The organism is Mycolicibacterium thermoresistibile (assembly GCF_900187065.1).
Classification (GTDB): Bacteria; Actinomycetota; Actinomycetes; order Mycobacteriales; family Mycobacteriaceae; genus Mycobacterium; species Mycobacterium thermoresistibile.
Genome location: NZ_LT906483.1, coordinates 4,392,776 through 4,418,188 on the forward strand (window position 1 = coordinate 4,392,776; position 25,413 = coordinate 4,418,188).

A 25,413-nucleotide genomic window follows, 5' to 3' on the forward strand; every position below is an offset into this window, starting at 1 on the left:
TGGCTACTTTGTCCGAGGGTCTTTTACTGACAGTCGATTCCGGCGACTGGCTAGTGGACACGTTCGATCGGTCCGAACGCATCTTGGGTTCCTTCGCTGCGGCGGTCGGCGCCGGACCGAGGAAAAGGAGTCCGGCAATGACCGCGGCGGCACACTTTTTGATCACGGAATCCTCCACTTTTGTTGCTATACAACGACATTAGCTTTCCGTTCTGACAATTCTGCGCCCCCAGAAGTGGGCGCCGTGCTCACATAGCGCAGGGCCAGTCGCGAGCATGGCGCGGCTGGCGCAGCGAAAAACCCAGAAGCGCTAGCTGGTGTCGTGCAGGTCGACGGTGCACGACACCCAGCGCCCCCCGGTCGTGGTAACCCTGTGCTCAACCGTTGCTGCACCAGGTGCGTCACCGCCGTACATGCCGCCTCTCTGCCCGGGGCTGAACGAGAAGCGAACGGCTTTCTGATAGCCGTCGATCACGCCCTGGCCCGGAGTGCCACCGCCTGTCCAGGTGCTGGCAATGGCGTTGGCGACCCGTCGTCCCGGCGCACTCGGCACGGTGATGGGCATCCCGCCGTCGTTGTTGGTCTTGGTGTATCCGGTGTAGCCGCCAACCCCGGTGTAGCTGACGGTGTTACCACGGAACTGCTGCAAGGTGCCGGACTGTCGGGTGACGGTGACCGTTTGTGTCGTGGTCGGCGGGTCGAGCAGGATGTACGCCGCCATTGCGCCCTCATTCGAGGCGGTGCTGTTGTGGCGCGCCCATGCCACCAGGTCCATCGGTTGCCCGCCGTATGTGACTGTCGGCGGGTTGCTGAGGATGTCGCGACCCCACTGCACAAAGGCGACCACTGCCCGGTCTGTACCGGATGCCTGGTGCTGCCATTGCAGGGTGGTGCTGCTCGGGTTGCTCGCACCGTCGCCGCGGTTGTCGTATTCGACGGGCGGGATGAACGTCGAGTCCGGAATGCGTTCGCCTACGTACAGCGCCTTGACGACTGTTTCGTCGGCCAGAACGTCCAAGGCGCCGCCCGAGTTCTGCCATACCCGCACATCGAAGTAGTCGCCGTAGTTGAACTCACCGGAGGTGGACACGTCCAGCAGTCCGTCGGTGTTGGTGCGGAGCGGCCACAGCCCCACCATCGCCGGGGTGGCGTCCACCTGCTCCAGTCGCAGCGACGAGTTCACGAGGTGTCGGGTCAGCGACGATTGACGCGATCCGTTGGAGTTGCTTTCCCACGCCACGGCGGTGTCTACATACCACCATCCCGCGCCGTCGAACCGCCATCGGGTATTTGTGGAGTCCTCCCATAGGGGTTCGACACTGCCGGCCACCTTCCACCCTGATAGCACCGTTTCGGTGTTGTTGGGCACCGGCACGTTGTCGTCCAGCGTCAGTACGAAGTGCGGGTGGGTGACTTCAGAGGGGGTGAATCCGTCAGGAAAGTACTCGATCGGGATCTTCTGGTTTGGTCCGAGCGGAGTGACACCGTTGGGCGCGCCCTTCTGAGACAAGGGGATAGCCTGGTTCGATCCGCCACCGAACCACTGGTTGAACCAGTCCTTGACCGCTTGCACCAGACTGTTCACTGGAGTGACGATTCCGCCGGCCAGGATCTCGATGATCTGATTCGTCTGCGTCGCAAGGTCACTCAGTCCAGACACAATGGACTGAGGAATGGTGCCGATCACCGCTGCCGGATCAGTCAGCAGATTCGTCATCAACTGGCCGACATTCGACAACGCCGTCGTCGCGTCCGTCCAAGCAGTCTCGGCTCGATCCTGGATCCACTCCAGCGCATCACCGAGATCGAAAATCCGGTCGAATAGGTCCCCCAACGGTTCGATGCCCAGATGTATCAGCAGCCCATCGACCATCCCGGACAAGCCATTCCACAACGAGTTCAGATCGGTGGGAAGGTTCAGAATCCAGGACTGCGGCATGCCATCCCGGGTCTTGGTTACCGAGCCGTCATCGAACCACACCGTGCCAGCCGTGAGGTCCGCGGTGACGCTGATCTCCATCACGATCTCATCGACCGACGTCGTCGGCTCCGGCACCGTATAGCTACCCGCCAGCCGTAGCCACCCGTCGTCGGCGCCCGGCACGTCGTCGCTCTCCCCCGACGGTGCGGCCACCGCATCTATCACGGTCGTGTCGACCAGCGTGCGGGTGCCGTCCTCTTCAACGTGATAGCCGCGCACCACCATCTGGATCGGGTCCGGCCCGGTGGCGGTCACGCCCTCGTAGAACACGTGAACCGACATCGGCATGACCTCACCGGCGGCCACCGAGATCAGATTCGACACCGCAGTCTTGGTTGTGCCGTCCGCGTCGATTCGCGCCGAACCTGGCTTCAGCCGGCCGAAGTCGGGGTCATAGGTGATCGCAGGGTTGTTGGCGAACGTCGACGGGTTATCGAACGACGGGTCGTCGAGCAGCTCCTCGGCGCCGTCGAACAAATGCGCCCATGGCAGCCCCGGAATCCGAGATGGCGGGATCTTGCCGAACAACTGCTGCAACACCCACTGCCGCACATCATCCAGCGACGGCGGGTCCTCCTCATCGACCTCCGGGTAGCCGACCGCTGTTGCGATCGCGGTGATATCGGAGACGACCGAGCCACGCGCCGACAGGTCGATCTCTACCGGTGCGGGGACCTGTCCGACCTCCAGCGGCGTTTCGCCCGGCTTGGTGGCCACCAGGCGGCCGTCCCGCGACGACAGCACGTACTCCCCCGCGCGCGCGGTCCGTGCCCGCTCCAACGCGCGCAGACGCCGCTCCGTCTCCCGCGCCCACTCCGCATCCGAGCGCGGTGTCCGACCAACCCGGGTGTCGCTCAACGCTGGGCCTCCATGATCTCCACCAGCTCCGGCAGATCGTCGTCGACCGATTCGAGGTCCACTCCGACCGACGTCTCGTTCTGAGTGCACGTCACGGTCACGCCTTCCAGCTCCATCGTCGAAAGCAGCCCGAACGCTTCGACATTGATCCGCACAGAGGGCACCAACTCGCGGATACTGATCGGGGCGTCCGGGTGCAGCGTGGCGCCCTCCGGCACGCTGATGGCGTCCCGGATCGTGCCGGTGTGCCGCACTGCTTGATGGGCTGCACGGTCAGCGTTGGACACCCCGAACATCGAGTCGATATTCACGATGGTCTGCAGATTCAGCCCGCCCATCGGCAAGCGGGCACGCGACACGCTGTCGCCGGTACGTAACATCACATCGTTGAACGTGTTTGCGCCGTCGCGGATCACCGACAAACCGCCCTCGATGAAGTCGTGCTCGCCGAGGGTGGCGACCGGCTCTCGCTTCGCGGGCCCGAGCAGTGGAATGCCGGCCACCACCGACCAGTAGAGGCCGAGATCGACCAGTTCGCCGACGACTTCGTCGGCCATCGTCTCATCAGCGACACAGTCGTAGCCGAATCGGTCGCCTCGCGGATCCCTACGGGCGAGGCTGCGGATGTTCAGGCCGTGATGCTCGATCACTGCGGCCCAGAGTTCGGCGGCGATGTCAGCGGGGTCGGCGGCGTCCCACCGTTTCGTCAGCGGGCAGCGTGTCCGTGCCAGCAGCGCGCTGACGTCGCGGGCGGACAGCGACAGCCAGTCGCGGCCCTGCTCGGCCCGGGTGATCGGTCCCGACCAGTACAGCTGCTGCCCTTGGTCGTCCCACACGTCCACCCAGTGCAGCCAGGGGGTTATATCCGGGATCCGCACGTAGCCGTCAGCCGGGGGCACGACCAGGTCACAGATCGACACCTCACGCAGAGCCCGCGTCCATTTCAGATGGGAATATCCGCTGGCTAGGAACTGGTAGAGCTGCACACCGGCGATAGTGCGCACCGCCACGATCTGCTCCGCGGAGACAATCATCACGGCTCCCGGTCGTAGAGACTCATCTCGACCTCGAACTTGCTGCTGCTGGCGGTTTGAACGATGAAGTCCCAGCACGTTTCACGGTCGATGATCGGGGGCCGCCACGGCGCACCGTTCGGCGTGCCGACCACTCCGACGACGCGGCGTTTCCGGCCGTCGTAGTGCGCCCAATACCGGCCGGTGATGCCGTCCAAGTGCAGCTCCGCGGTCGGCGGCAAACCCGCCACCTGCAGCGGAAACTGGTTGTCCTCACACCGGATATCCGAGCCGCACTCCCGCCAGAACGCCTGCAACGTCAGCGGCGCCTCTCCGAGATTCCGGATGATCGTGGTCACCGCGGTCTCCCGGCACCGGAACGCGTACTCCATCGTCGGCACCCGGAACGAATACTTGTCGATCTCCCCGACCGGCAGGCAGCCGCCGCACACCGGCGGTGGCGTGGTCACCACCGCGATCTCCTCCGGAACACACTCCGTCGAGAACAGCGTCGGCATGTCCTCACACGTCTCCGGCCGCCGGCAATCCGCGGCATGCACCCAGTTGATCGGCTGGCGGACGATCTCGTCCCAATCCACCACGACCGGGACAGCCGGCAGATACGCATACGGACTGAGCACAGCCATCTCCCAGGTGACCCGGTACATCGTGGCCTGCTGATGCGCCCGCGGCTCGGTGTTGAACTCCTGCGATATCGTCGGCGCCTTCGTCAGGACGACGTTGTGCACCTCGCGCACCAGCGTCGCCGGGTCCACACCCGAATATGACGGGGAGGCAGCCAGATAACGCAGCGTGGATCCGGTATCGGTGTTGGTGTCTCGCAGCAGACACGTCAGCCAGTCCAGCCCGTATTCGACGCCGACATGGGTGCAGCCGATCAGCAGCGCCTCAAACGTCACGGTGCGGGATGCGTCGCGGGACGGACCGGCCGCCGCGCCAGCACCCGCCATCTGCGTGACCGTGCGCTCCACCGGTGTCGGGCCCAGCCCGTCAACCTTCATCACCCACACGCCGCCGAACTCGCCGGACTCCGGCAGCTGTGTGGTGTACCAGGGCGCCAGCTCCGGCCGGTACATCGTGTCGCCGAGGAACTCCCGAAGCCCCGGCCATGAATCGTCATAGGCGACGTGGGTGGAGCACGACGAGCAGATGGCGGCCGGTCCCCAGCAGGTGCCGTCGAATTCGAGAAGCCCAGGCCCGTAGCGGCGCGCACCGTTGGGCGGGGCCCACAACCCGGGCGCGACCTCGGTGGCGGTGTCCGGGAGCTCGTACAGGCCTGGGTACTCGGTGGATTCGACCAGTCCGCAATCCGCGGCAGCCTGCGTGAAGATGCCCAGGTCGCTGGTGGGGACGTCTCGCCCCAGGTGCGCGACAACCCGCGCGGTGTTGGCGAACTCCACACCGTTGAGGGCGAACCATCCGCGATAGGCCATCAGTGCATCAGCTCCATGAGTCCAGCGCGCACCCGCTCACCGGCCTCCGGCCCGCCGGCCACGGTGATACCTCCGACGTCAACGATGGTGGTCGAACCGGTGGCGGCGCGCGGGTTACGTTCCAGTGCAGCGACCATCCGCTCGAACAGCTCGGTTTGTCGCGGCGACAGCACCCGCTCAGGCGCGATCGTGGCCTTCGGCATCAGCCCGGTGCCGTAGGCGATGCCGCCGCGGTCGAACGGCAAACCGGGGATCAACGTGGCCGCACCACCGAACAGGCCTGCGAGCAGGCTGGTGATGCCGCCGAGCAGCCCACCGAAGGTGTTGCCGAGGATGTTGCCGATCGGGTCGAGCAGCACCGACAGCAGCCCGCCGCCGAAGATGGTGGTCATCAGGTCGGGGAACAGCGACTGCAGCCCCTCGGCAACCACGGCAATCACGGTTTCGCTGATCGCCAGCGCCAGGTCGGTGCCGACGTCGGCGATGATGTCCACACCGGCCTGGCCGGCCGCCGTGATCAAGCTCGACACGATGCCGCCCACGCCCGGCGCCTGGGTGTTGATCGCCGCGCCGGCCGCCGATGCGCCGGCGGAGATAGCGGCGTTGGCCACCGCCTTACCGATCGGCACGATGACCTTCTCGATGATGTACCGAATCAGCGCCTCGATGACGATCTTGAGGATTCGAATACGCTCCTGGGCGGCCATCTCCTCGCTGGATTGCGCGCGGTCCACCAGTGCGCTGGTGTCGTTGAGCAGGCGACCGGACGCGTCGAACGCCTGGAAGTCGCCGCGGAACTGCCGGAACTCGTCGGTCATCTGCAGCAGCGTGTCCCGCGCTTGGATCTGCACGCCCAGCACCGACAGCAGCACCCGGATCAGGATGTTGACAACCAACCCGATGATCGGGATCTGGGAGACGCCGAAGAACTCCGCCCCGACTACATCGTTGACGACCGCCCCGCCGGTGGCGAACCCGCGCACGCCGCCGGTGCGGGCCAACGCGGCCCGGAACGCATACACGCCGGACTGGCCGCCCAGCCGGGCCACGTCGTCGGTGGTCAGCACATGCTCGCCCGGCATCAGCAACGCCGGCACCGAGTCCCTCCCCGCGACGCCGCCGTAGACCGGGCCGCCGGACGCCATGCCGGGGATCAATCCGGAGAACGCATTCCCGCCGCTGTCTCCGCCGGAAGTGGCGATGGGCAACGACGCCATGCCTTGCCGCACCGCATCAGCGATCGGCGGGGCGGCGGCCTGGCCCATCGCCGTGCCGATCGCATGACTGACGCTGTCCTTCAACCCCTCCAGGGCGGACTGCACACCGGCCTTGACGATCGGTTCCAGCGCGGCGTCGTTGAGCTTGTGCGACACCTGCTCGATGACCGACACCATCTGATCGCGCATCGCGGCCAGTTGCGCGTTCAGGCTGGTGAACGTGCGATCCAGCAGCGCTGCGGTGTCGGAGTACAGACGTCCGGACGAGTCGTAGCCGGGCCCGTCGTTAGCCGTGATGTCGCCGTGGCCGCCACCTTGGCGGGTGAAGTCCTCCACATCAAGACCGAGTGCCGCGGCGAGAGCCATCGGGTTGCGGTCCCGCACCAGCTTGTTCAGGGTCGCGTAGCTGGCATCGCGTTTGGCCCAATCCTCCTGGCCGAGACTGGCGACCGCGCTCATGACGTCGCCGAGCACGTTCGACGCGGCTTCCCCGCTGCCTTGTGCCGCCGCGTCGAGGATCGGCTGCAGCCCGGGCGGCATCCCCATGCCGCCGGTGCCGGGCCAGTTCGTGACGAATACCGGTGTCGCCCCACCCGTGGCTGACAGCCCACCGAGGCTTGCCGCCGGCGTGCCAGCGGCAGCCGGGATAAGCCCCGCCTGAATCGCAGCGTTCTCCATCCCCTCCGCGATCCGGGCATGAATATGGTCGAAGTGGTCACCGCCCACATCGGTCTTCCACAGGCTGCCCTTGGGGTCCACGATCCCGGTGGACATCAGCCAGTTCCAGATCTGGTCCCCGAGCGCCTCGCCGGCGGGGTTGCGGCCACCGCGTGTGGTGCCGCCGGGGATCATGATGTCGATCGCCCGCCCGGACGGGTGGTCTGGGTGTGGGTCTTGCCGGTATCCACCGATCTCGCGGATCTGCGGGAACATTTGGAGCACCGCCTGGCCCAGCGCGGCGGTGGCAGGCATCAGACCCGACGTGCTGAACGTTGCGGCGCCAGTGTGGGCGGGCAGGCCCGCCACCAGCGCACCGCCGGTCATCGTGCCGGAGCCCTTGGCGACCTTGTCGCGGAACGACTGCAGGCTCTTGACCAAGGACGCGTTGCGTTCGTCGAGCACCCCCACATAGCCGGACGGGCCCAGCGTCTGCTCAATCAACGCGCCGATCTCCGTATCGGACAGGCGGCCCGTCTTCTTGTTGCGGGCGCTGGTGATGGCGGTGATCACCGAATCGGTGGCGGACAACCCGACACCCTGGACAGCCGACAGGTCACCGGTGCGTGCGAACTCCTGCAACGCCTCCACATACCGGCCCATGTCCGACACCACCGGGCCCATCGCAGAGGTGGCCTGCTGCACCGCCTGCACCGACTCGTTGATCCGCTCACGCCAGTACGAGACCGGCTCAGCACCTAGCCACTTCTCCGGATCCCCACCCAACGCGGAGATCGCGGCGGCGGCCATCTCGTAGCCGCGGTGCCGTGGTGCGATCGGCGTGCCGAACGGGCCAGTCCCGCCGGGTGTCATACCCGCCATCCGCCCGACCGCCCTGTCCGCGAGCGTGGACACCTCGCGGGCGGTGACGTTCAGCGGCGCGGTTGTGGGCCCGGCGCCGGCCAGCAGGTCGCGGATGTCCTCGAGCAGCTTGAGCGGTTCGTCATCGTCGCGGGTGTCGAACACTGGGCCCGGCAGGGCGCCGCTGCCGCGATGCACACCACCATCTGCGTAGCCTCGGCGCGAGATGCCGGGCCGGAACCGCGAGTTCAGCTGGTAGAGCCACGACCCGCCGAGCGCCCGCATCGCCTCGGGGATGATGATCCCTTCGCCGCCGGACAGCGGCACCAGCATGTTGTCCCGCCCCGGGCTGTAGCCGGGCAGCACACCACCATCGGCGCGGCCGCCAGGAATGAAGAATCCTGGGTCCAGGGCGTTTCCACCGGCTGTGGGGTTGGGTCTGGGCTGTCCGGCGGGAATTTCGCCCGTCAGCTGAGGGGTGATCCACAGTGTCGTGAATTTCTGCATTTCGGTGGTCATCTGCGAGATGAACCGCTGCAGCGCTGCTTCGTCAGTCTTGACAGTGATCTCGATCTGCTTGGTGTCGGGAACCTGCTTGATCGCCCAGCCGAGGCTGTCAACAACCGTGATCGCGTCCCGGACCCTCTCGTCGTTGACGTCGAGATGGACGGTGCCGTCGCCCAGCACCTCCACCGCCGCGCCCGCCTCGCGGAGCAACCCCACCAGCGCTTCGGCGCCGGGCATGTCCATGTTCAGCGGGATGTTCTGTGGGACAGCCTTCAACGCCACCGACAGATCATCGGCCGCCTGCAGTACGTCCACGCCCATCTTCTGCGCCATCTCGGACAAGGCTGGGGCGGCCGCCTCGGCTCGAGTCCGAGCATGATCGAACCGGGCAGCGACGCCGAGGAGTGCGTCGGCGGCGCGCTCACCGTCCGGGCCGCCCATCGCCCGCAAGGCGGCCAGTGTGGCGTCCAGGGCCGGGCCGCCCCGGGTCAGCTGCGAGGCAAGACTTTCTGACGACACCCCGAGCTTTTGGATCGACTCGACGACACCTTGGACCTGTTCGTCACTCAGCCGCCCTCTGAGCATCTCGGGAAGGTTGTCGATGGTCCGGGCGACCGCTGCAACCGCGGCTTCGTCAACGACACCGGCCGATTCCAGCAGCGCCGCATTGAGTTCCTTCTGCGCCCCGAGCGATGCCAGCTGTGCCTCTTTGGCACGTTGGACCTGCTGGGCGAGCTCGGCTTGCGCGGCCGCCGCCGCGCGTGCAGCGCGCGCGTTCTCGCCCAGCAGATACGACGCCAACGCGATCCCGCCGCCGATGCCCGCGCCGATGGCCGCCCCTGCCGGCCCGAAGATGCTGCCAGCCAGCGCACCTCCCGCGACGCTGGACAGGGCGCCGATGGTCTGGGCGATACCGCTGCTTGTCGCGGTGGCGGCTGTCCCGGCCATGAGCATCGTCGTGCCGATCTCACCGCGCAAAGCCTTCAGGCTGCGCAGGGTCTCGCGCATCCCCTTCTTCGTTCGTTCTCCCAGCCCACCCATCGAGCTCCCGAGCCCATCAGCGTCGGTCGCAACCGTCGTGAGCGTCGTGGACATGACCGTGCCAGCGGCAGTGGTCACACCGATCAGGCCCGTCATCCAGCCAGTAACCGTTTTGATGACCGCGAGCCCCTTGGCGGCCACGGCGGCGCCGATGAACCCGGTTTTCAGCAACGCATACGCGGCCACCAGGGCGGTGACCACGCCCTGGTGGCTGGTGATGAGGTCAGCGATTGTGGTCAGGATCGGCACCAACGCCTCGGCGGTGCGCAGGAAGATCGTCCACGCCGAGACACCCACTGCGGCGGATGCTTTGGCGAATGACGCGGCGATACCGGCGAGCGCCGGCCCGAGCTGCTTTGCGATATCCCACACCCGCGCCAGCGAGTCCCGAACGAAATCGACGGCTTTCGTCGCCCAGTCCGCCGCTCCATCGTCGCCGCGCCAAGCGGCCTGCAGCTCCTCGAACCCGTCACGGACCTGCCTCGCCACCGTCCGCACCCGCTCGAGGCCAGCCAATACCCGGCGAGACATGTCGCCGCGGCCGAACACATCCCGGAACGTGTCGGTCACCTCACCGGTGCGCAGGTATGTGACCATGCCCTTGACGGCATCGGTGGCCACGTCGATGCCTTCGGTGACTCGGCCGATCACCGCGGGTGCGGACTCGAACGGGCCCTTGAGGATCTCGGCGCCCAGCCGGCCGAGCGCGGCCCTCATGTTCGCCATCGCGCCTTCGAAGGTTTCGCCGGCCTTGAGCGCCGCGCCGCCCATGCCGCGTTCGATGGCGTTGCGGAACGTCTCGAAATCGATCTTGCCGTCCGAGGCCATCTTGGCGGTTTCCTCAGCGGTCTTGCCGATTTCCTCGCTCAGTAGCTGCAGGATCGGGATGCCTCGGTCGTGCAGCTGCGCCATGACCTCGCCCTGCACCTTGTTCGATGTGGCGACCTTGTTGAAGATCGCGCCCATCGACTGCATGTCGGTCTTGGCGATCGCGGCGGCGTCACCGACCAACTTGAGGGTGCGGGTCAGATCCTCGCCGGGCTGGACACCGGCGGCCACCGCGGAGGCGGCCACGGTAGCAGCCTCGCCCAGCCCGAACGCGGTGCCCTTCACCGCGGTGAGCGCGGAATCCATGATGCCCTCGACGCTTCGCGCGTCGTGACCGAGCCCTTGCAGCGTGGATCGCGCGTTCTCGATCGAGGTGAGCCGATTCATGCCGAGCTGCAGCACGCTGAAACTGCCTGCCACACCACCGATCGCGCCCGACACGGCGGCGCCGATGCCGGTCCACTTTGCGAACTTGCCGACCGCGCCCAGCACCGCGTCACCGGCGCGCACGAAACCAGACGCTGCTTGACCGACACCTGAACCGAGTTGCTTGCTGACGGCCGATGCACGCTCCGCGGCACGGCTGAACCGACCGAACTCGCCACTGGCCTGGCTGGCTGCGCGGCCGGCCTTGCTCGTCCTATCCGCCGCACCGTCGCTGGCGCGGCCCATGTCGTCCATGCCACTGCCGGCGGCGCGGGCAGCATCCCCGGCAGTCTTGGTGGCTTGGGCCGCGGCCTGGCTGGCCTGCTGCATGTCGCTCATGCCGCCGGTCGCTTCGCGTGCCGCCTTGCCGGCCTGGCCGACGCCGGTAGCTGCGGATGCGCTGGCGCGGCTGGTGGATTCCATCTGCGCCTGAACCTCGGCCAGCACCTCGTTGAGTTCGCCGAGCGCGGCCTTCACATGCTTTTGAACCGCCGCGGTGATCTCGTCACCCAGGTTCGACCCGTCAATCGACAGGTCAATGCGAATCGAACCGACGGGCGTGGTCACGCGGTCAAGCTAGCGAGACAGGGTGCTACTCCGAGGTCTCTGGATTTGCTGAGCCCGTCTGCTGCTTGTACTTCTCCACACCGGCGTTGAGCAGCGCCCCGACGAGCTCCCCGATCGTGTTCGGGTCGTAGTCGGCGTCGTCTGGGTCCATCAGCCGAGAGAACACCCGCGCATACGCCTGCGGGGACAGGTGGCGGGCGATGAACAACCCGCTGATGTCGTTCTGCTCCTGCGGTGGGATGAACTTTCCGAGCCCTTGGGAGAGCGCGGCCATGGCCTGTGGGGTCGGGACGCGAACGGCGAGCGTGTCGCCCTTGAACTCGAGCCAGTCGTGCGGCCAGTCATCCTCCGGGGCGGCGACGTCGGTGTTTGCGGTCTGCACAGCGGGCAGCGATTCGCCGGTGTCGGCGCCGCTGGCCGCGGGGACGGCGGCCGGGACAGGCTCGACGGTCGACGGGTCGGCGGCCGGCTGGGGCTCTGCAGGTTCAGGTTTGGGGGTTCCGTCCGAGGCAAACGTGGTCATGGCTCGTAGCCTGCCGACCCCGGGTGCAACAGCAGTCAGCGCTCTTGGGAGGCGATGCGCTGGGCCGCGTTACGCAGGAATGGCCGTGCCTTCGTCCCAGGATGCCGCACCATCCGGGCGAACACCGTGCGGCCACCGATCTGGAACCGCAACGCCTTGGCCTTGCGCGGCCGAATCACATGCGCCGCCGAGCCTTCATGGACGGGGGCCGCGTAGTCGGCGGTCGCCTCCACCCCACCAGTGACCACCCGTGGCCCCGACACCTTGATCGGAAGCTCCCGGATAGAGCGGCCCAGATGGCCGGTCAGCACCGGAACGTCGGCGCGGGCCTGGGTGGCGATGCGGCGCTGCAGCGACGCCAGCCGCCGCCGCCCGATCGACTCGACCTCGCTATCGAGCGCGGCCTCATCGAGCCGGAAGGTGACTCTAACCGTCGCCACCTGAGTGGTTCTCCCAGATCTCGATCAGGTCGTCGCGGATCGCATCATCATCGAACTCGATGCCGCGGCTGGTCAGAAACTCCGCCCAGGCGCGCCGGCTGGCGTTGAGTGCCGGCGGCTCGATCATGAGCGGTTCGAGCGGCGTCAGATCGGCAGAGTCAGCGAGGTTCGGGCCCGGCGGCAACAATCCTCCACCGTCTGGCGTGCTGTCGGCCTGCTCCACCGGTTCGGTAGCCGGATTGTCGTCAACGACCACGACGGCGCCGATCGCGATCAACCGTCGCACGCGGTCGGTCAGTTCCACGGTGCGCCGCTCGCCGCGGCCCAACGCGTCCGACGGGGTGATCCTGCTTCCCTCGATCGTCACGTGCTGCGCCATCGTTTGCTCCTCACAGTTGGACGTATGCCATGCCTGTCCATGCGATCAGGCCGCCTTCGGGCCCGAACGGTGCGACCGTATCGATGGCCACTGCACGCTGCGGCGATTGGAGACGCTTCGCCGCGTGGCACAGGACTTGCTCGATCCGCCACGAGTCGTCCAAGCTGATCTCGGCTTCCTGCGACAGAGTGTCCCAATCCGGGTCGGCGTCCATCGTGGTGCACCGGCCGACCCCGACCTCCACCGCCAACGCCCGGCGTATGTCAGCGTTACCGCAGGAGGCGTCACCCACATAGGCGGTTGGAAACGACCCGATTTTCGATCGATAGCGGTGCGCGACCCGCACCCACAGCATCGGCTCGTCGCAGCCGGTTCCGTGCGGGTTCCACGATGGCAGAGCACCATCTCCGGCGAAGAACCGCACTGTGGTCGACCCGCCACCCAGCGGTGGGCACTCCGAGTTGGGGTCGAACGCCTTGAGCATGGACGAGATGAACTGGTTCACCACCGCGCTGGCGTCATCGACGCAGTGGGGCGCGGTCACAGCACCACCGGTCCCGCCGCCAGCTTGTTGGGGTTGACCGCCGCCAGCCACAGATCAACCTCCGGTAATCCGGTCTTGCCGGCCGCATGGATCACCGACGCCAGCTCGTAGCGGTATGTCACGCCCTGGCGGGCGATCTGGGCGACGTTGCGCGGCAGGCGGCACTTCTCATCACCGTGGCAGGCGGCCAGGAACTCCTTGGCCAGCAGTCCGGTCAACCTGTCGACGCCGGGAGGTACCGGGGTGCCGCGCCAGTAGGTCACCGACCATGTGCCCGACTCACCGAGTGGGCGGGCGAGATTCTGGCCCGGCCAGGACTTGCCGCCGCCCCGGTACAAGACATCGCCCTCGACCACGTACTCGGCCGGGTCGAGGGTTTCCCCGGCGATGGTGACCTCGAGCGGGTGGTCGTCGGTCGGCGTCGCGACCGGGCCAGGCAGATGCACCATCGACGGACCCGACCGCACACAGTTGCCGACGCAGCCGCAACCCGCAGTCGCCCAGCCGGTTCCGTCCCAGAGTGCTATCGACGTCGACCGCGGATATCCCAACGGCGGGCATGGCCGCACCGTGGCCTCACACACCCCGAATTGCCGCCCCGATAGCGCCCACAGGACGTGCACGGCCAGGTCCTCAGCTGAGGACCGCTGCGCGACCGCCAGGTCGTAGGCGGCCTGCTCCTCAGGTGTCGGCTCGTCGCCGAGATTCGGAGGCTCGGGCAGGCATGCCCGGTCGATTGGCCAGTCGCACGACATGGCGCTCACGGTACGAACCGAGGGTGCTCAACGCCGCCAGCGTGCGGCCAATGCTGGATCGACCTGGCGGCAGGTCATGCACTTGTGGCACGGCTGACCAGCGCGGGGTCGGCGGCACCACCAGCACAGCCGCAGCAGATCCTCCGGCATCGCCGCCACCGCTTCGGCCTTCGTCAGATGCGCCATCGGCAGCGACAGCCTCGGCTCGCGTCCGCAGATGAGCTTGATGTGTCCGCGGTATGCGGCGTCGGACTTCCGGGCGCCGGGCGAGTTGGGTCCGCCGCGGAACGCGTCGGAATGCCGGGGCAGGATCACAGTGGTGATCGACTGGCCGCGCGGTGAGGCCATGATCGCGCCGGCCCAATAAGCCCAGGCGTGAAAGTTCTTCGGGATCCACATGTCCCGAAAATCCATGGCCGAGCTGGTGTGCTCGATCAGACCCTCGCCACCGTTGCGGCGCATCCAGTCCAGGATCTGCTGCACGGCGCGGTCCTCCACGTCGCGCCGGCCTTCGTGATCGGCCAACGACACGTGGTGCGTACGGGTGTACTGGCCGGCGCGGACACGCTGCCACAGGCAGTATGCGGAGTCGATGCCCCCGCTGAGCATGAGCAGCGTGTCCGGCCGCCGTTCAGTCACCTGCGGGCGGGCCAGGGCTATCCTTCGCCCTCACCCTCACCGGAACCGTTGTCGGGCTGGTCCGGCGCCACGTCCGCGGCCGGCTCACCGCCCGGGCCGCCGAAGTAGTAGTTCGGGGGCGTGAAGGTGCTGGTGATGTCCAGCGGCACAGCGCCGTCGGTGACCTCCGGCGGCGCGACCGGTGTGCGGAAGTGCACGATGTGGTTGTCATCGTCCGGGTCGTAGGCCGGCACCAGCAGCCGACCCGCCGTGCCGGAGCTGTCGATTGCCGCGACGTTGTACGGTCCGCGACCCCAGTTCTTCGGGGCGATCGTGCGACCCGTGAGGGTGAACGTCGACGCCGCAGCTTCCACCGTCAGCGGGCCGGATACGAACTCCGTGCCGGCGAACGCCACGTAGCCGTACTGGCGTCCGGAAGCCGCCGCGGAGAAGATCGAGTCGTCCTCCGGCGGCGGGCAGTCGTCGTCGCCGTCGCCGCCAGTCCACAGCTCGAACATCACACCGGTATCGGTGTCGACCTTGGCGCGGTCCCGAAAGCCGATGGGCTTGCCGTCGTAGTCGAGCACCCGAGCCCAGGACGCGACCAGCGCGTAGAGGTCCGGATCAACCCGGCACAGCTGGATTTCGGTGTTCCACCACTTCCGCTCCGGCGGGGTGCGGTCAGCGACGCAAATCTCGCCGGCGGCGTTGGCCTGCTCGATCTCCTCCGCGTCCCGCATGTTTGGGTCGAGGTTCACTCGGATGAAACCGTCGGTGACGAGCCGGTTCGCTGGCCCCTCGATCGGAAGCCCGCACGAATCCACCTTGGTTGCGCGGAGCTTGTAGCCCTTGACGACTGCATGAGCCATGTGCTGGCTGTCCTCCTGCTATGGGGCGCTGCGCGCCGGGTGTTCAGGTGCTCCGAGGCTGATCCGCACAGTAAGAGGGGTGGGTGCATCCGACCGGTCAGTGCTGTGGGGATGGCCGGCCGGGCCGCCAGCCCTGGCGCCACCGCTCCTTGAACTGGTCGAACGTGTACCTGGGCGCCGGTGTGCATTCGGGGTTTCGGACAGCGGCCATCTCGTCGGCGAAGTGCCAGTGCTCGTCGTAGATGATGTAGGCCCGCTGAATTTGATCGGATTCTTCGAGCACCTTGATCCGGCGGTCCATGTTTGCCAGCCGGCGTTCCATCTCGGCGTAGTCCGGCGGGGTGACCTCGGCGACAATCGCTTTCGCCAACTGGCGGGCTTCACGCTGCACTTCGGCGCGGTGCTGTTCAGCGCGGGTCAATCCTCGTTCGCGCCAGTACCGGCCGATCGGTCCGAGCAGTTTGGCCGCCGCCTCTGATGCTTCCGCGATTCGCGGCAGCGTGTAGGCCAGGAACACCACGATCGCGAGAATCAGCAGCAGGGATGGCGGGAGGTCCGACAACAACACGCGTTCCGGGTCAGACACGCTCTCTCCTCCGCACGAATATCGCGTGCATGGCTGCGATGAGCAGCCATTCGACAGGGGTGCGGAATCCGTAGATCGGTTGTCGGCTGAGGATTTCGATCAGCGCACCGACGCCGACGGCGGTGTAGACGCTGGCCAGCGCGGCGTGCGCTACGTAGGACGCCAGCCACCGATGCGGGCTGGCGCCGAAGCCGATCCACCATTCCCCGGCTATGCCGACGATGCCGAGGGTGATGAACATCAGCGCCCACACCGGCAGCGGCGCGGCGCGCTCGATGAAGTACAAGACCGCCGACGACCCGGGTGGGGTGATGAGATAGTCGACGCCGCGAACCACGGCCACGGCCAGCAGGTAGAGCTGAACGAACTGCAGCGCGTCATCGCGGACCAGTCGCCACGTCACGGTGACACCTCACCCGGCGTGTCTGATCGCGTTGAGGACCGCTTCCTTACTTCGTAGCTTCTCCGGTGATTCGATGCCGATGCTGACCGCGTACGCGTTCAACTCCGCGCGGCTCCAGCTGTCGTCGGGCGCACGGCGATCCGGCGCGGTCGGAGCGGGCTGCGCTGGTACGTCGAGCAGCCCCGCTGCTCGAGCGTTGCCCTCCGGCACCCGGTACAGCCGTCGCGGGCCCTCCCGGGTCAGCGTCTGCACCAGATCCGGGCCGCCCACCTCGAGCAGCGCCGCCAGCCCTGGTCCCCGTTTGGACCGGTCCACGAAATCGATGGTGGCGAACCCGTCAACGACGGTGACCTCAACACCGGCAGGCATGTCACTCCCCGTCGCTTCCCTGATCCTGCGTGATCTCCGCCGCGCCGATCACGGATTCGTAACCGAGCACCAGAGACCGCTCCGCGATCGCTCCGAACCGGTTGCGCTTCAGCACCATCGCATCGCGCACCTCGACCGGGCCGCGCCACCCCAACACCGGGGACGTCGCCACCAACACATCGTCGAGTGCATCGACGTAGCCGCCGCCGAACACCCACGTATGACCCAGCGGTGTCTTGAGCCCGGCGCCGGAACGGACGATCAGCCCGGCTTGCGCCGCCGGCGCCGCCCACTGCGCACCGGCGTGAATCACGCCTACGGTGTTGGTGCGCGCCAACCCAGCCTCCAATGCGGCCAGCGCGGCGGTGATGTCGGCGGCCGGGTCGGCGGCACCCGTATCAGCCAACAGACGGGTGGCGAACTCGGTTTCGGCGGCGTTGGGTTCCTGCAGCCGGTGGACCTGCTCGGCTCGGGTGAGGACCTCCTCACGGCTGCGCTTAGTCAGGTCGCACTCGTCGTATGCCCAGGTGGTCATCGCCGTGAACGTGTCCGGCATCGTGGGACGCTCACCGGTTTTCACATCCGTGGGCTCGAGATCCTTTGAGGTGGTGCACCAGTCGGCTCGCCACACCCCGAACGATTCGGCGCCGCCGTAGTTGAACACGGTGATGTCGACGCCCTCGAGGAACCGCAGCGGCCCCTCCCACGGCTGCCAAATCACCGCGGCGAACAATCCGTTGGGCGCTGGGTTGACCAGCGGCGCGTCGAACTGCACCGGCATCAGCGCGGTAGTCATACGTCCCGTCCTCTCAGATTGGGGAAGGCGGGCAGACGTGAACCGCCTCGGAGAGATTCACGCTGCCCGCCTCGCTCATCCGCGGCCGGCTTAGCCTTCGCCTTCGCCCTCACCCGAACCGTTGTCAGCTCCTGTGCAGACGATCTGCTCCCGCGCGCCGACAGCGCCGTTGACGCACAGCGGCACAGTCACCAGCAGCGACGGGTCGCACCGCTTCCCGACGAGGAACGCATCCTCGACGAACCCGTGGGTATAGCGGTTTTGCTGCACCTGCTCCATCGGGTACTGGACGCCGAGCGTGATGACGTTGTCCAGGCTGCGGAAGAACGCGCCGGCCGGGTACAGCAGCACCTGCACGCTGTCCGGCCACCACGTGGTGTCCAGGTGCCCGGGCTTGCCCTCATCGAGGGACTGCCAGGTGTGCTCGTACTGCAGGTAGATACCGCGTACCGCGAGCCAGTTGTCGATCTGCGCGTCGGTCACGGCCAGCACGTCCAGGCCCTCGCGCAGGGCGAGGTCGGCCCGCAGCACGTCGCGGAACCACACCGGCGCGACGCCTTCGATGGTGGCCTTGCGAGTCTTGAGCTGCAGGTTTCGCGCCTGCACGTGAAGACCGTTGAGCACACCCGAGGTGGCGCCCAGCACCGCATCGGTCGGAACAGTCTTCGCCACCGACGCCGCAACCATCTTTGACACCGTCAGCGCCGACACCCGGTACTGGTGCGCGACCAGGAATTCGTCAATGAACTTCTGGATCAGCTCCGGCCAACCCTGCCGCTGCAGGATCCCGGCCTTGACGCACCAGCCGATCGCCTCGAGCCGGTACTCGACCATCTCGTCGGGGCAGGGCACCTCGACGCAATCCTTGATCGCCGTCGGATTGCCTTCTTGGTCGGTGGCTTCCAGCTCCGTCTCAGTGAAGTGGAACCCGGTCAGCAGCTCGGAGAAATCCGGCTCGGCGGGGAACCGGATGCCGCCACGGCGGATCGTGATCTCCGGCAGCGAGATCAGGTTCGCCGCGGCCGGAGTATCGCAGAAGTCGTACAGCTGCTCGCTGGGTGCGCACCAGCCGCCGGATGCGACCAGCGTCTGCGCGGACACCGCACCGTGGCCGGGGATCTCGTCGGCGAGACGGTCCAGCGCCACGTGCAGCTGCTGCGGGTCTTCGATGATCGTGCCGTGCGGGCGTTCCATCTTCGCGATCGCCTGGGTGGCGAACGCCACGCCGGCCAGATCACGGCGGCCGGTCGGCTGCATCCCGGTGCGCTGCCCGGGCTTCACGGAATCGATCGCCAGCGCGATCTCCCGGGAGGTGACCTTCTCGGTGCCGAAGCTGGCGTACCGCGGCGCCGATGGCAGCAGCTCCCACCGCTTGGCAGGCTCACCGGTGTCCTCCGCGGCGTCAGGCAGCTGATCCGCTGGTGCGGCTCCGGCGAACGTCACGGGACGCTGCGCGGACGCGGCAACCGCCTGCTGCTCCTCGGCGGCTTCCTCGGTGATCTGCTCGGCTTCGGCGATAACCTCGCCGGACTCGCTGGCGTCGTCGCTGTCCGCGTCGGTGGTGTCCTCAGCAGACTCCTCGGCGGCCGGGGCGTTGGCTCGGTCCAGCAGGCTGGCCAGCCGGCTGGTGTGGTCCTGCTCGGCGCTGGCGGCCTCGTCGCGGGCCGCGATGATCTTGTCCCGCGAATCCAGCAGGTACTCCAACCGTTCGGCGTCCTCGACCGACAGCTCGTCGCCAGCTTCGTGGCGGGTCTGGTACACGCGGATCTCTTTGGTCGCCTGGTCGGCGAGTTCGTCCAGCTCGGCGACAGTGACGGGCAACTGATCGGGCAGGGTGAACTTCACTGCGGTAACTCCTGTCTCAAAGGTGTGAAACCTTGCCTGTCGGATCGCCCCTCGGCCCGCAGCCAGCAGGAACTCTCTGCCGCAACAAGCTATGAGCACAGGGTGCAGCGGGAACACCAAAACCCTTGCGCACCCTGTTTTAGGGTCGTGGGAGGCCGGCCGCGACCCCATCCCCGCACGCATCCGCGACGAAGTTGAGCAGATCGAGGCGATCACGGCGCAGGCGGTGACCGAGCTGGTCGACGCGCTACGCCGCGACCCCGTGGTCGCGGTGTACCGCCGGGACGAGGACATGCACGCGTCCCGCCCCGACACCGGGCATCTGCCTGCGCGGTGGTGGCGGCACGTCGTCGCCCGCGCCGCCCACGAAGTGCCAGGCGTCGAAATCGTCACCTGGCGCGGATAGCATCATGGGTGTCAGCGTCTGGCAAACGCGACAAAAGCGGCAAGCGGCCCCCACCATCCAAGGTGGGGGCCGTTCAGCGGGTCGGCATCAGCTGCATATCCATCCGAGGGGCCGGCACCCGATTCCCGCCGTACTGCAGGAAGCTATGGCAGCACTCTGCGCGCCAAATGGGGTTGCGTCCCAACCCCACCCCCAGGTGAGGTCGATCCCCTGCGCGATCGCTCCACATGCGTTGGAGAAGTGGACCACCGCAACGCAATCGAACGCGGCGCACTGGCTTACGGCGGCCGTCTCGGCGGCGAACCGAGTAGGGAAATACTGTGTGTAGCCAACGTTTCCGGTATAGCGCGAGAATGCGATCGCGCCCCAGTTTCCGACCGTCGGAGCCGGCTGCGGCGGAACCACCACGGCCGACGGAGGCGCAGGAGTTTGCACGATCACCGTGGTGACAGTGGAAGGTGGTGATTCAGCTGGTTTCGTGACCTCGGGTTCCGCCGCAGGAGGTGGAGGCGCGATCGGCGGCGGAGGCGTCGCGAGCGTGGTTACTGTCGTAGTTTCCGAAGAGCGTGATTCTGGTTTCGGAGCACTGGGGGTGTGCAGTTGTATAGCTGCCACTACGCCAGCGGCCCCGATTGCAGTAAGGCTGGCTGCGAGCGCGCCGGCCGTGATTCGGTGCGGTGTCCACTTCGGTTCCGGCTCCTCGTCCGCAAGCGACCACGCCAGGTTGGTTTCAGTCGCGTCTGCTGACGGTGCAAGCTCGGTTGGCGCCTGATGAAAATTAGGCACCTCATCGTGTGTAGGCATTCCCCCCAGCCCTCAACGGATTCTTTCAGGCGTGCTCGCGGTCACCCCGTAAGGGGTATCGTAGCTAACTCTTGACGAGCAGACAGTGAAACGGCAGTCGATCTTCCAGCAAACCATCTCTTGAATCTCGGGCCCGAACGAGGGCACGCTGCGCGCGAAGGTCGAAGTCAGTCGCTGGTGACTTGGTAGATGGTGCCGCCGCCACGTTTGCGCTGCTCGAGCAGCGCTTCCATCGAGGTCATGAACCGGATCGGATCACCACCACCTGGCGGCACATAGTCGAACCCCACGACCTTCGCGCCAGACGATGCTCGCGTCCCGGCGCGCTTCTTGCCCCGGCATCCGCAACCCATCGGGTCAGATCCTTTCCAGCAGCGCGGCAACTCGATCCGCATGCGTCGGTGGCTTGGGCGGTGCGCCGACCGCCTGCTCGGCGCGGGCCAGGACCTCGGCCCTCCGCTGCGCCAGCTCGTGGTTGCGGCGTTCCTCAGCGATCGCCTCCGCCATCGCCGCCTTAATGTCCGCCAGCGTCAGATGGCCGGCCGAAGCGTCGGCGCCCGGGCGTGGTGACAACGACGCGACCAGTGCTGTCGGGTTGCCGCGACTGTCCGTCGAACCCCGGCACAAAAACCCGGGGGTATTCACCGACAAGACCGCGACCAGCTCCAGGTCGCGGCCGAACGGCCGCCAATCACCGGACAGCGGAGACGCTAACCCCATCTCCACCTGCTCGGGAGTCGCCCACGGCGCCACCACACCTGACACCCAGATCCCGTGCGTATCCTCACCCGCACGCACCAGCGCCCAGCAGGCGCCCGTGTTGTCGTAGTGAGCAGCCGCCGCGGCCGGCCCGAGCCGCGTATCCGCGTGACCGGTGCCCACAGTGAGCCGGCCGACCGGCAGCAGTGTGCCGTCCGACAGGTGCACCGGCGGGCTGGAGTGGAAATGCTCGTAGCCCGACTTCGACCGCGGCGGGTGCATGTGCCCCAGCCCGACCGACCGGTGCCGTTCTGCCCAGCACGCCACATGCCCGAATACACGGCCGGTCTCGGGGTCCATCTGGATCGGTGTCGGACCCGACAACTGCGGATCGGCGAACATCTGTGGGTCGTACACGCGCGGCCGGAATCCCTCGGCGGACGCGACCAGCGTCTTGTCGCGGTGCTCCCGTTCCTCGTTAAGCGCGATCCTGGTCTCCCCGAACGCCGGGATGGCCACGATAGTGGTGGCCAACACCTCGGCTTTCGTGACCGTCATGTAGACGGTCATTCCGTCTTCGTAGTTCTCCTCGGTGACGACGTTGCCGTCCTCGTCGGTGGCCACCCACTCGACGCTGCCCAGATCCACCGACGGGTTGCACACACCGTGGGCGATGAGGTCGATCGCCTTGACCGCGTGCTCGTTGTTGAGCAGGTACCCGGACGCCCGCACCTCACCGTCCTTGAGCGCGATCGACTCAATAACACCGACGGTGACGGATCCGTGATGCCCGCCCTCCATTTCCTCGCACCACTGCAGCGGCATCGGGGTGTCACGGAACGACAGGTCGATGTCAGCGGACAACATGCGCCCATCCGACGTCGGCACACCGGTGACCGCGAACAGCGCGTCGGTGAACGTCAGGAATGTCTCGTCGTTGCTGGTGTCGTCAGCGGCGGCGGCCAGCTCGTTGACCATGTCGTACTCCTGTTCACTCAGTGCGGTCCACCCAGCGGACGCCACACGTCCGATCCCGTCCTCGTCGTCACGCGCCCGCACATTGCCGGCCTTGGCGCGGCGCTCAATCTCCTCTGCCTGGGTGCGGCCTTGCCGGTGGATCACCACGCTGTCGCGGCCATCGAGCCGCTCAGTGTGCCGGTCGACCTCATCGGGCAGCGGCTCATCCGGCGCCAGAATCCCAACCCGACACCGGCAGTTCTTCCACTCCCGCGGATGAGCCGACTCATCACCCGGATACGCCAGCTGCTCGGTGCCAATCGTGAACTTCCCGTCCAGCGGCACCCGCTGCCCATCGGCCGCCCAATGTGTCGGCCGGGTCTTGCCGTCGATCGTGCAGATCCAGGTCTTCTCCAGCTCCTCATCTGAGCCGCGGGCAGCCTCCACGACCGCGTGGTTCATGACGCCGGCGGCCTGGTAGCCCTCGTTGCGGGCGATATCGCGCATGGGCTGCGAATCCGGGTCGAGCACGTCGGCAGCCACCGCACGCACCGCAGCAGCCTGGCCGGCCATCGTCTCCGGGACTGCGGCCACCGCGACGGACACCGTTTTCCGCACCACACCGAGCGTCGCGGAGACGACCGGCCGACGCGTCGCGGTGAAATCGTCCACCGCTTGACGGGGTGCAGCAACTGCCCGGACCGCCGCAGCGGCCTCACGCACTTCGGTCGGCGTCGCGTCCGCGGCGCGGGCCACGATCGACAGCGCCGACGCGTCCACCGGGACGCTGTCGGTATCGAGCACCTCGTCCACGTCGCCCGATTCGGGCCCGTCCAGGCCGAGCGCACGCCGCGCTCGCACGAACGTCACCGCCCACAACAGACCCAGCCCGCCAAGAATCACCGCCTCAGCGATCTCATCCCAGATGCTTTGCGTCCGCTCCAACGCATCCGGGTCGGGCGGCAGCGTCGACGCCACAATCCCCGACTCCCCCGTGACCACCGTGGCGTCGAGGCTGGGCAGCACCGCCGCCCGCCCGTGCGGCGCCCACCGTCGCAGCGCCTCCGCATACAGATCCGCGACCGCGGCCTCTGCATCGATCGTGTGCGACAGCGCCTCACCCGGTGTCGGCCACATCAGACATCCACCACCTGAGACGTCAACTGGCGCCGCGCCTCACGCTGCACCACCACACGCAACTGATCGGCATCGAGCCCGTAGCGGGCGGCGATCTCATCCAGACCGAGGTCCCAGCCCTTGATCAGGCCCGGCACGTCTGAGTCGGCGACCGGATCCATGTACCGGTGGTATTCGTACTCAGGCACGTCACGGAGCCGCTCCATATCGGATCGCCGCCGCCGGCGCTTGCCCGCCAGCTCCAGCGCCCGCGTGACCATCAACTCGACCGCCATCGACACGCCGTCCGCCGCTGACGCTGAATCCCGCCCCGACGGCTCGTTGTCCTCCGTGTCAGGCTCCTGCCCACGCTCGGATCCCGACCGGTCATCCCTGGGCGGCTCAGATCGGGCGGGAAGCGCCGGCGGCGGCTCCGGGAACTCAATCTCCTGCATCGACGGGTCCAGCAGCGGCAGTAGTTCACGGATCCACCGCGGGTCCTGGCTGACCCTGTCCTGCGCCCACTTCCGGCGCCCCTCGGGGGTTGTGAAGTCGTAGGCGGCGTCGTCTGGCAGCCCGTAGATCCGCAGCAGCGCCTCGGACGAGATTGCGCCCTTTTCGAACGCGTCCCGCGCCTCGTCGGTCAGATCCGGGTCGGCCGTCAGCCGCGACGTGTCGTACCACAGCGTGTACCGGTCCGGGTCGATCCCCTCGGCGTCGAGCATGCCGCGCAGCACGTTGTCGTAGATTGCCGAGCAGATCGTCTCCATCACCGGCGAGACATGCAGCTGCACATCTTCGTCGGCCAGCATGAACGCGGTCCAGTGGTTCGAATTGCGACCCAACCCGAGCAGCTGCTCCGGCGCCATGTCCAAACCCATCGCCAGCCGTGCGATCCCATCGTTGCGGGTCTTGATCGCCACGTCAGTCACATCATCGGACAGCTTGACGTGCTTGATCTTGTCGACATGCTCGGCCGGCACCGAGGCGACGATCGGGATCAGCGACGCCAACGAGTTCTCGCCCTCTTCCGCGGCGACAGTGGCGACACTCACGATCATGTCCTGCAACGCCCGGGCCGCATGGCCGCCCTGCGAAAGCTCCGGCGCGCCGGCCGGCTTGTCAGCCGCCGTCGGGGCTTGCGCCGACGGCAGCGACGCCTCCTGCGGGATCGCCAGAATCCCATTATTCAACAGCCGCGAGTTGTCGGCGTTGGTGATCTTCTTCGTCGTGCGCACGATCTCACGCAGCGAATCCAGATTCGCCCGCACTGGGCTGTCCGGCTCAGATGCCCTCTTGGCGTGCGGATTCCACACCCGGAACATGCCGTCCCCGGCGCCCGTGTCGAACCGGTGCTTGGTGCCGTCGGGCAGGACGATCAGGACCGCCTTCGAGTTCTGGGGGTCGCGCTCGATCTCTTCCCGCGTGACCGCGTACCACTTCTCGCCTTCCGGCCGGACGAGTATCGCGACCCAAAACTCGCCAGGCACCGTCAAGCACTGAACCGACCGTTTGATCAGCTGCGCCTGGCCGAGCTGTCCACCGGCGATGCTGCGCACGATCTGGGCGAACCGCTGCCCCGCCGGATCATCATCGGCGACACTACCTGTCGGTTCACCGGTCAGCGGGTCGATCTCGGAGGCGACCAGCCGCACCCGGGAGCAGGAGTTGGCGCGCCACCGCACATACCAGCCGAGCTCACCGACCCGGTCCAGCATCTCCCACGCTTCGGTCTGCCACTCCGCACCCCGGCGGCCCACCACGCCGGCCTTGAAGATCTGTGCGGGATCGTCAACCGGCGCGCTGGCTGCCGTCAACGCCCGCAGTGCACCGGAGGCGACCAGAGCCGCGCCTTTACGGCGCCGAACGACACGCATTTCCGGAGCTGCCACGA

At 67.2% G+C, this 25,413-nt stretch carries 21 protein-coding genes; 1 reads left to right on the top strand and 20 read right to left on the bottom strand.

Features of this window, described 5'->3' with window-relative positions:
* Nucleotides 1–310: 310 nt before the first annotated feature.
* The 16 genes from CKW28_RS20800 to CKW28_RS20875 form a co-directional block, all read right to left on the bottom strand.
* On the bottom strand, nucleotides 311–2,839 hold the full coding sequence (locus CKW28_RS20800) for a hypothetical protein (RefSeq protein ID WP_131588028.1): 2,529 nt from the start codon (nucleotides 2,837–2,839) through the stop codon (nucleotides 311–313).
* Nucleotides 2,836–3,951, bottom strand: a complete 1,116-nt coding sequence (locus CKW28_RS20805; protein ID WP_234785026.1) for a hypothetical protein — start codon at nucleotides 3,949–3,951, stop codon at nucleotides 2,836–2,838. Before CKW28_RS20805 ends, CKW28_RS20800 begins: the two co-directional genes overlap by 4 nt.
* Nucleotides 3,873–5,306 (bottom strand): hypothetical protein, encoded by a 1,434-nt coding sequence (locus CKW28_RS20810; protein ID WP_003925127.1) that lies wholly within the window; start codon nucleotides 5,304–5,306, stop codon nucleotides 3,873–3,875. Before CKW28_RS20810 ends, CKW28_RS20805 begins: the two co-directional genes overlap by 79 nt.
* On the bottom strand, nucleotides 5,306–11,410 hold the full coding sequence (locus CKW28_RS20815) for a tape measure protein (protein WP_003925128.1): 6,105 nt from the start codon (nucleotides 11,408–11,410) through the stop codon (nucleotides 5,306–5,308). Before CKW28_RS20815 ends, CKW28_RS20810 begins: the two co-directional genes overlap by 1 nt.
* A gap of 25 nt (nucleotides 11,411–11,435) precedes the next feature.
* On the bottom strand, nucleotides 11,436–11,933 hold the full coding sequence (locus tag CKW28_RS20820) for a hypothetical protein (protein ID WP_003925129.1): 498 nt from the start codon (nucleotides 11,931–11,933) through the stop codon (nucleotides 11,436–11,438).
* Between the two features lie 35 nt (nucleotides 11,934–11,968).
* The gene (locus CKW28_RS20825) at nucleotides 11,969–12,373 is read right to left on the bottom strand and encodes a hypothetical protein (protein WP_003925130.1); all 405 of its coding nucleotides are present in this window, start codon (nucleotides 12,371–12,373) and stop codon (nucleotides 11,969–11,971) included.
* The gene (locus tag CKW28_RS20830; RefSeq protein ID WP_131588029.1) at nucleotides 12,360–12,677 is read right to left on the bottom strand and encodes a hypothetical protein; all 318 of its coding nucleotides are present in this window, start codon (nucleotides 12,675–12,677) and stop codon (nucleotides 12,360–12,362) included. The genes CKW28_RS20825 and CKW28_RS20830 overlap by 14 nt, the downstream gene beginning before the upstream one ends.
* An 85-nt stretch (nucleotides 12,678–12,762) precedes the next feature.
* Nucleotides 12,763–13,296 carry a hypothetical protein gene (locus CKW28_RS20835; RefSeq protein WP_003925132.1) on the bottom strand — a complete coding sequence of 178 codons (534 nt, stop codon included), beginning with the start codon at nucleotides 13,294–13,296 and terminating at the stop codon, nucleotides 12,763–12,765.
* Nucleotides 13,293–14,051 carry a hypothetical protein gene (locus CKW28_RS20840; protein WP_040546620.1) on the bottom strand — a complete coding sequence of 253 codons (759 nt, stop codon included), beginning with the start codon at nucleotides 14,049–14,051 and terminating at the stop codon, nucleotides 13,293–13,295. The genes CKW28_RS20835 and CKW28_RS20840 overlap by 4 nt, the downstream gene beginning before the upstream one ends.
* Nucleotides 14,052–14,078: 27 nt before the next feature.
* A complete protein-coding gene (locus tag CKW28_RS20845) occupies nucleotides 14,079–14,690 on the bottom strand; it encodes a hypothetical protein (RefSeq protein WP_003925134.1) in 612 nt (203 codons plus the stop codon).
* A 17-nt stretch (nucleotides 14,691–14,707) separates the two neighbouring features.
* Nucleotides 14,708–15,538, bottom strand: a complete 831-nt coding sequence (locus tag CKW28_RS20850; RefSeq protein WP_003925135.1) for a hypothetical protein — start codon at nucleotides 15,536–15,538, stop codon at nucleotides 14,708–14,710.
* Nucleotides 15,539–15,635: 97 nt separating this feature from the next.
* Nucleotides 15,636–16,124: a hypothetical protein gene (locus tag CKW28_RS20855; protein WP_003925136.1), complete on the bottom strand. Its 489-nt coding sequence runs from the start codon at nucleotides 16,122–16,124 to the stop codon at nucleotides 15,636–15,638.
* The gene (locus CKW28_RS20860) at nucleotides 16,117–16,527 is read right to left on the bottom strand and encodes a triphosphoribosyl-dephospho-CoA synthase (RefSeq protein WP_003925137.1); all 411 of its coding nucleotides are present in this window, start codon (nucleotides 16,525–16,527) and stop codon (nucleotides 16,117–16,119) included. Before CKW28_RS20860 ends, CKW28_RS20855 begins: the two co-directional genes overlap by 8 nt.
* Before the next feature lie 9 nt (nucleotides 16,528–16,536).
* A complete protein-coding gene (locus CKW28_RS20865) occupies nucleotides 16,537–16,896 on the bottom strand; it encodes a hypothetical protein (RefSeq protein WP_003925138.1) in 360 nt (119 codons plus the stop codon).
* 1 nt (nucleotide 16,897) lies between these two features.
* The gene (locus CKW28_RS20870; RefSeq protein WP_040546624.1) at nucleotides 16,898–17,692 is read right to left on the bottom strand and encodes a hypothetical protein; all 795 of its coding nucleotides are present in this window, start codon (nucleotides 17,690–17,692) and stop codon (nucleotides 16,898–16,900) included.
* A 90-nt stretch (nucleotides 17,693–17,782) separates the two neighbouring features.
* Nucleotides 17,783–19,654: a major capsid protein gene (locus CKW28_RS20875; protein WP_235653884.1), complete on the bottom strand. Its 1,872-nt coding sequence runs from the start codon at nucleotides 19,652–19,654 to the stop codon at nucleotides 17,783–17,785.
* A 109-nt stretch (nucleotides 19,655–19,763) separates the two neighbouring features.
* Here CKW28_RS20875 and CKW28_RS23710 point away from each other — a divergent pair, with 109 nt between their 5' ends.
* Entirely contained in the window at nucleotides 19,764–19,943 is a 180-nt protein-coding gene (locus CKW28_RS23710; protein WP_157997578.1) for a hypothetical protein, read from the top strand.
* Between the two features lie 87 nt (nucleotides 19,944–20,030).
* Here CKW28_RS23710 and CKW28_RS24450 read toward each other — a convergent pair whose 3' ends face one another.
* From CKW28_RS24450 to CKW28_RS20900, 4 genes are all read right to left on the bottom strand, one after another.
* Nucleotides 20,031–20,747, bottom strand: coding sequence for a DUF4189 domain-containing protein (locus tag CKW28_RS24450; protein ID WP_081475469.1), 717 nt, complete (start codon nucleotides 20,745–20,747; stop codon nucleotides 20,031–20,033).
* Between the two features lie 167 nt (nucleotides 20,748–20,914).
* The gene (locus tag CKW28_RS24535) at nucleotides 20,915–21,142 is read right to left on the bottom strand and encodes a DUF7196 family protein (protein ID WP_435405824.1); all 228 of its coding nucleotides are present in this window, start codon (nucleotides 21,140–21,142) and stop codon (nucleotides 20,915–20,917) included.
* Nucleotides 21,105–23,540 carry a putative phage head morphogenesis protein gene (locus CKW28_RS20895; RefSeq protein WP_003925143.1) on the bottom strand — a complete coding sequence of 812 codons (2,436 nt, stop codon included), beginning with the start codon at nucleotides 23,538–23,540 and terminating at the stop codon, nucleotides 21,105–21,107. Before CKW28_RS20895 ends, CKW28_RS24535 begins: the two co-directional genes overlap by 38 nt.
* Nucleotides 23,540–25,411, bottom strand: a complete 1,872-nt coding sequence (locus tag CKW28_RS20900; protein ID WP_040546628.1) for a cupin domain-containing protein — start codon at nucleotides 25,409–25,411, stop codon at nucleotides 23,540–23,542. The genes CKW28_RS20895 and CKW28_RS20900 overlap by 1 nt, the downstream gene beginning before the upstream one ends.
* Nucleotides 25,412–25,413 lie beyond the last annotated feature (2 nt).

Coding starts and splice junctions, on each gene's coding strand:
- CKW28_RS24535 (WP_435405824.1), bottom strand. CDS start 21,142: ATGCGGATCGAGTTGCCGCGCTGCTGGAAAGGATCTGACCCGATGGGT.
- CKW28_RS20810 (WP_003925127.1), bottom strand. CDS start 5,306: ATGGCCTATCGCGGATGGTTCGCCCTCAACGGTGTGGAGTTCGCCAAC.
- CKW28_RS20850 (WP_003925135.1), bottom strand. CDS start 15,538: ATGGCTCATGCAGTCGTCAAGGGCTACAAGCTCCGCGCAACCAAGGTG.
- CKW28_RS20865 (WP_003925138.1), bottom strand. CDS start 16,896: ATGCCTGCCGGTGTTGAGGTCACCGTCGTTGACGGGTTCGCCACCATC.
- CKW28_RS20820 (WP_003925129.1), bottom strand. CDS start 11,933: ATGACCACGTTTGCCTCGGACGGAACCCCCAAACCTGAACCTGCAGAG.
- CKW28_RS20840 (WP_040546620.1), bottom strand. CDS start 14,051: ATGTCGTGCGACTGGCCAATCGACCGGGCATGCCTGCCCGAGCCTCCG.
- CKW28_RS20895 (WP_003925143.1), bottom strand. CDS start 23,540: ATGTGGCCGACACCGGGTGAGGCGCTGTCGCACACGATCGATGCAGAG.
- CKW28_RS20870 (WP_040546624.1), bottom strand. CDS start 17,692: ATGACTACCGCGCTGATGCCGGTGCAGTTCGACGCGCCGCTGGTCAAC.
- CKW28_RS24450 (WP_081475469.1), bottom strand. CDS start 20,747: ATGCCTACACACGATGAGGTGCCTAATTTTCATCAGGCGCCAACCGAG.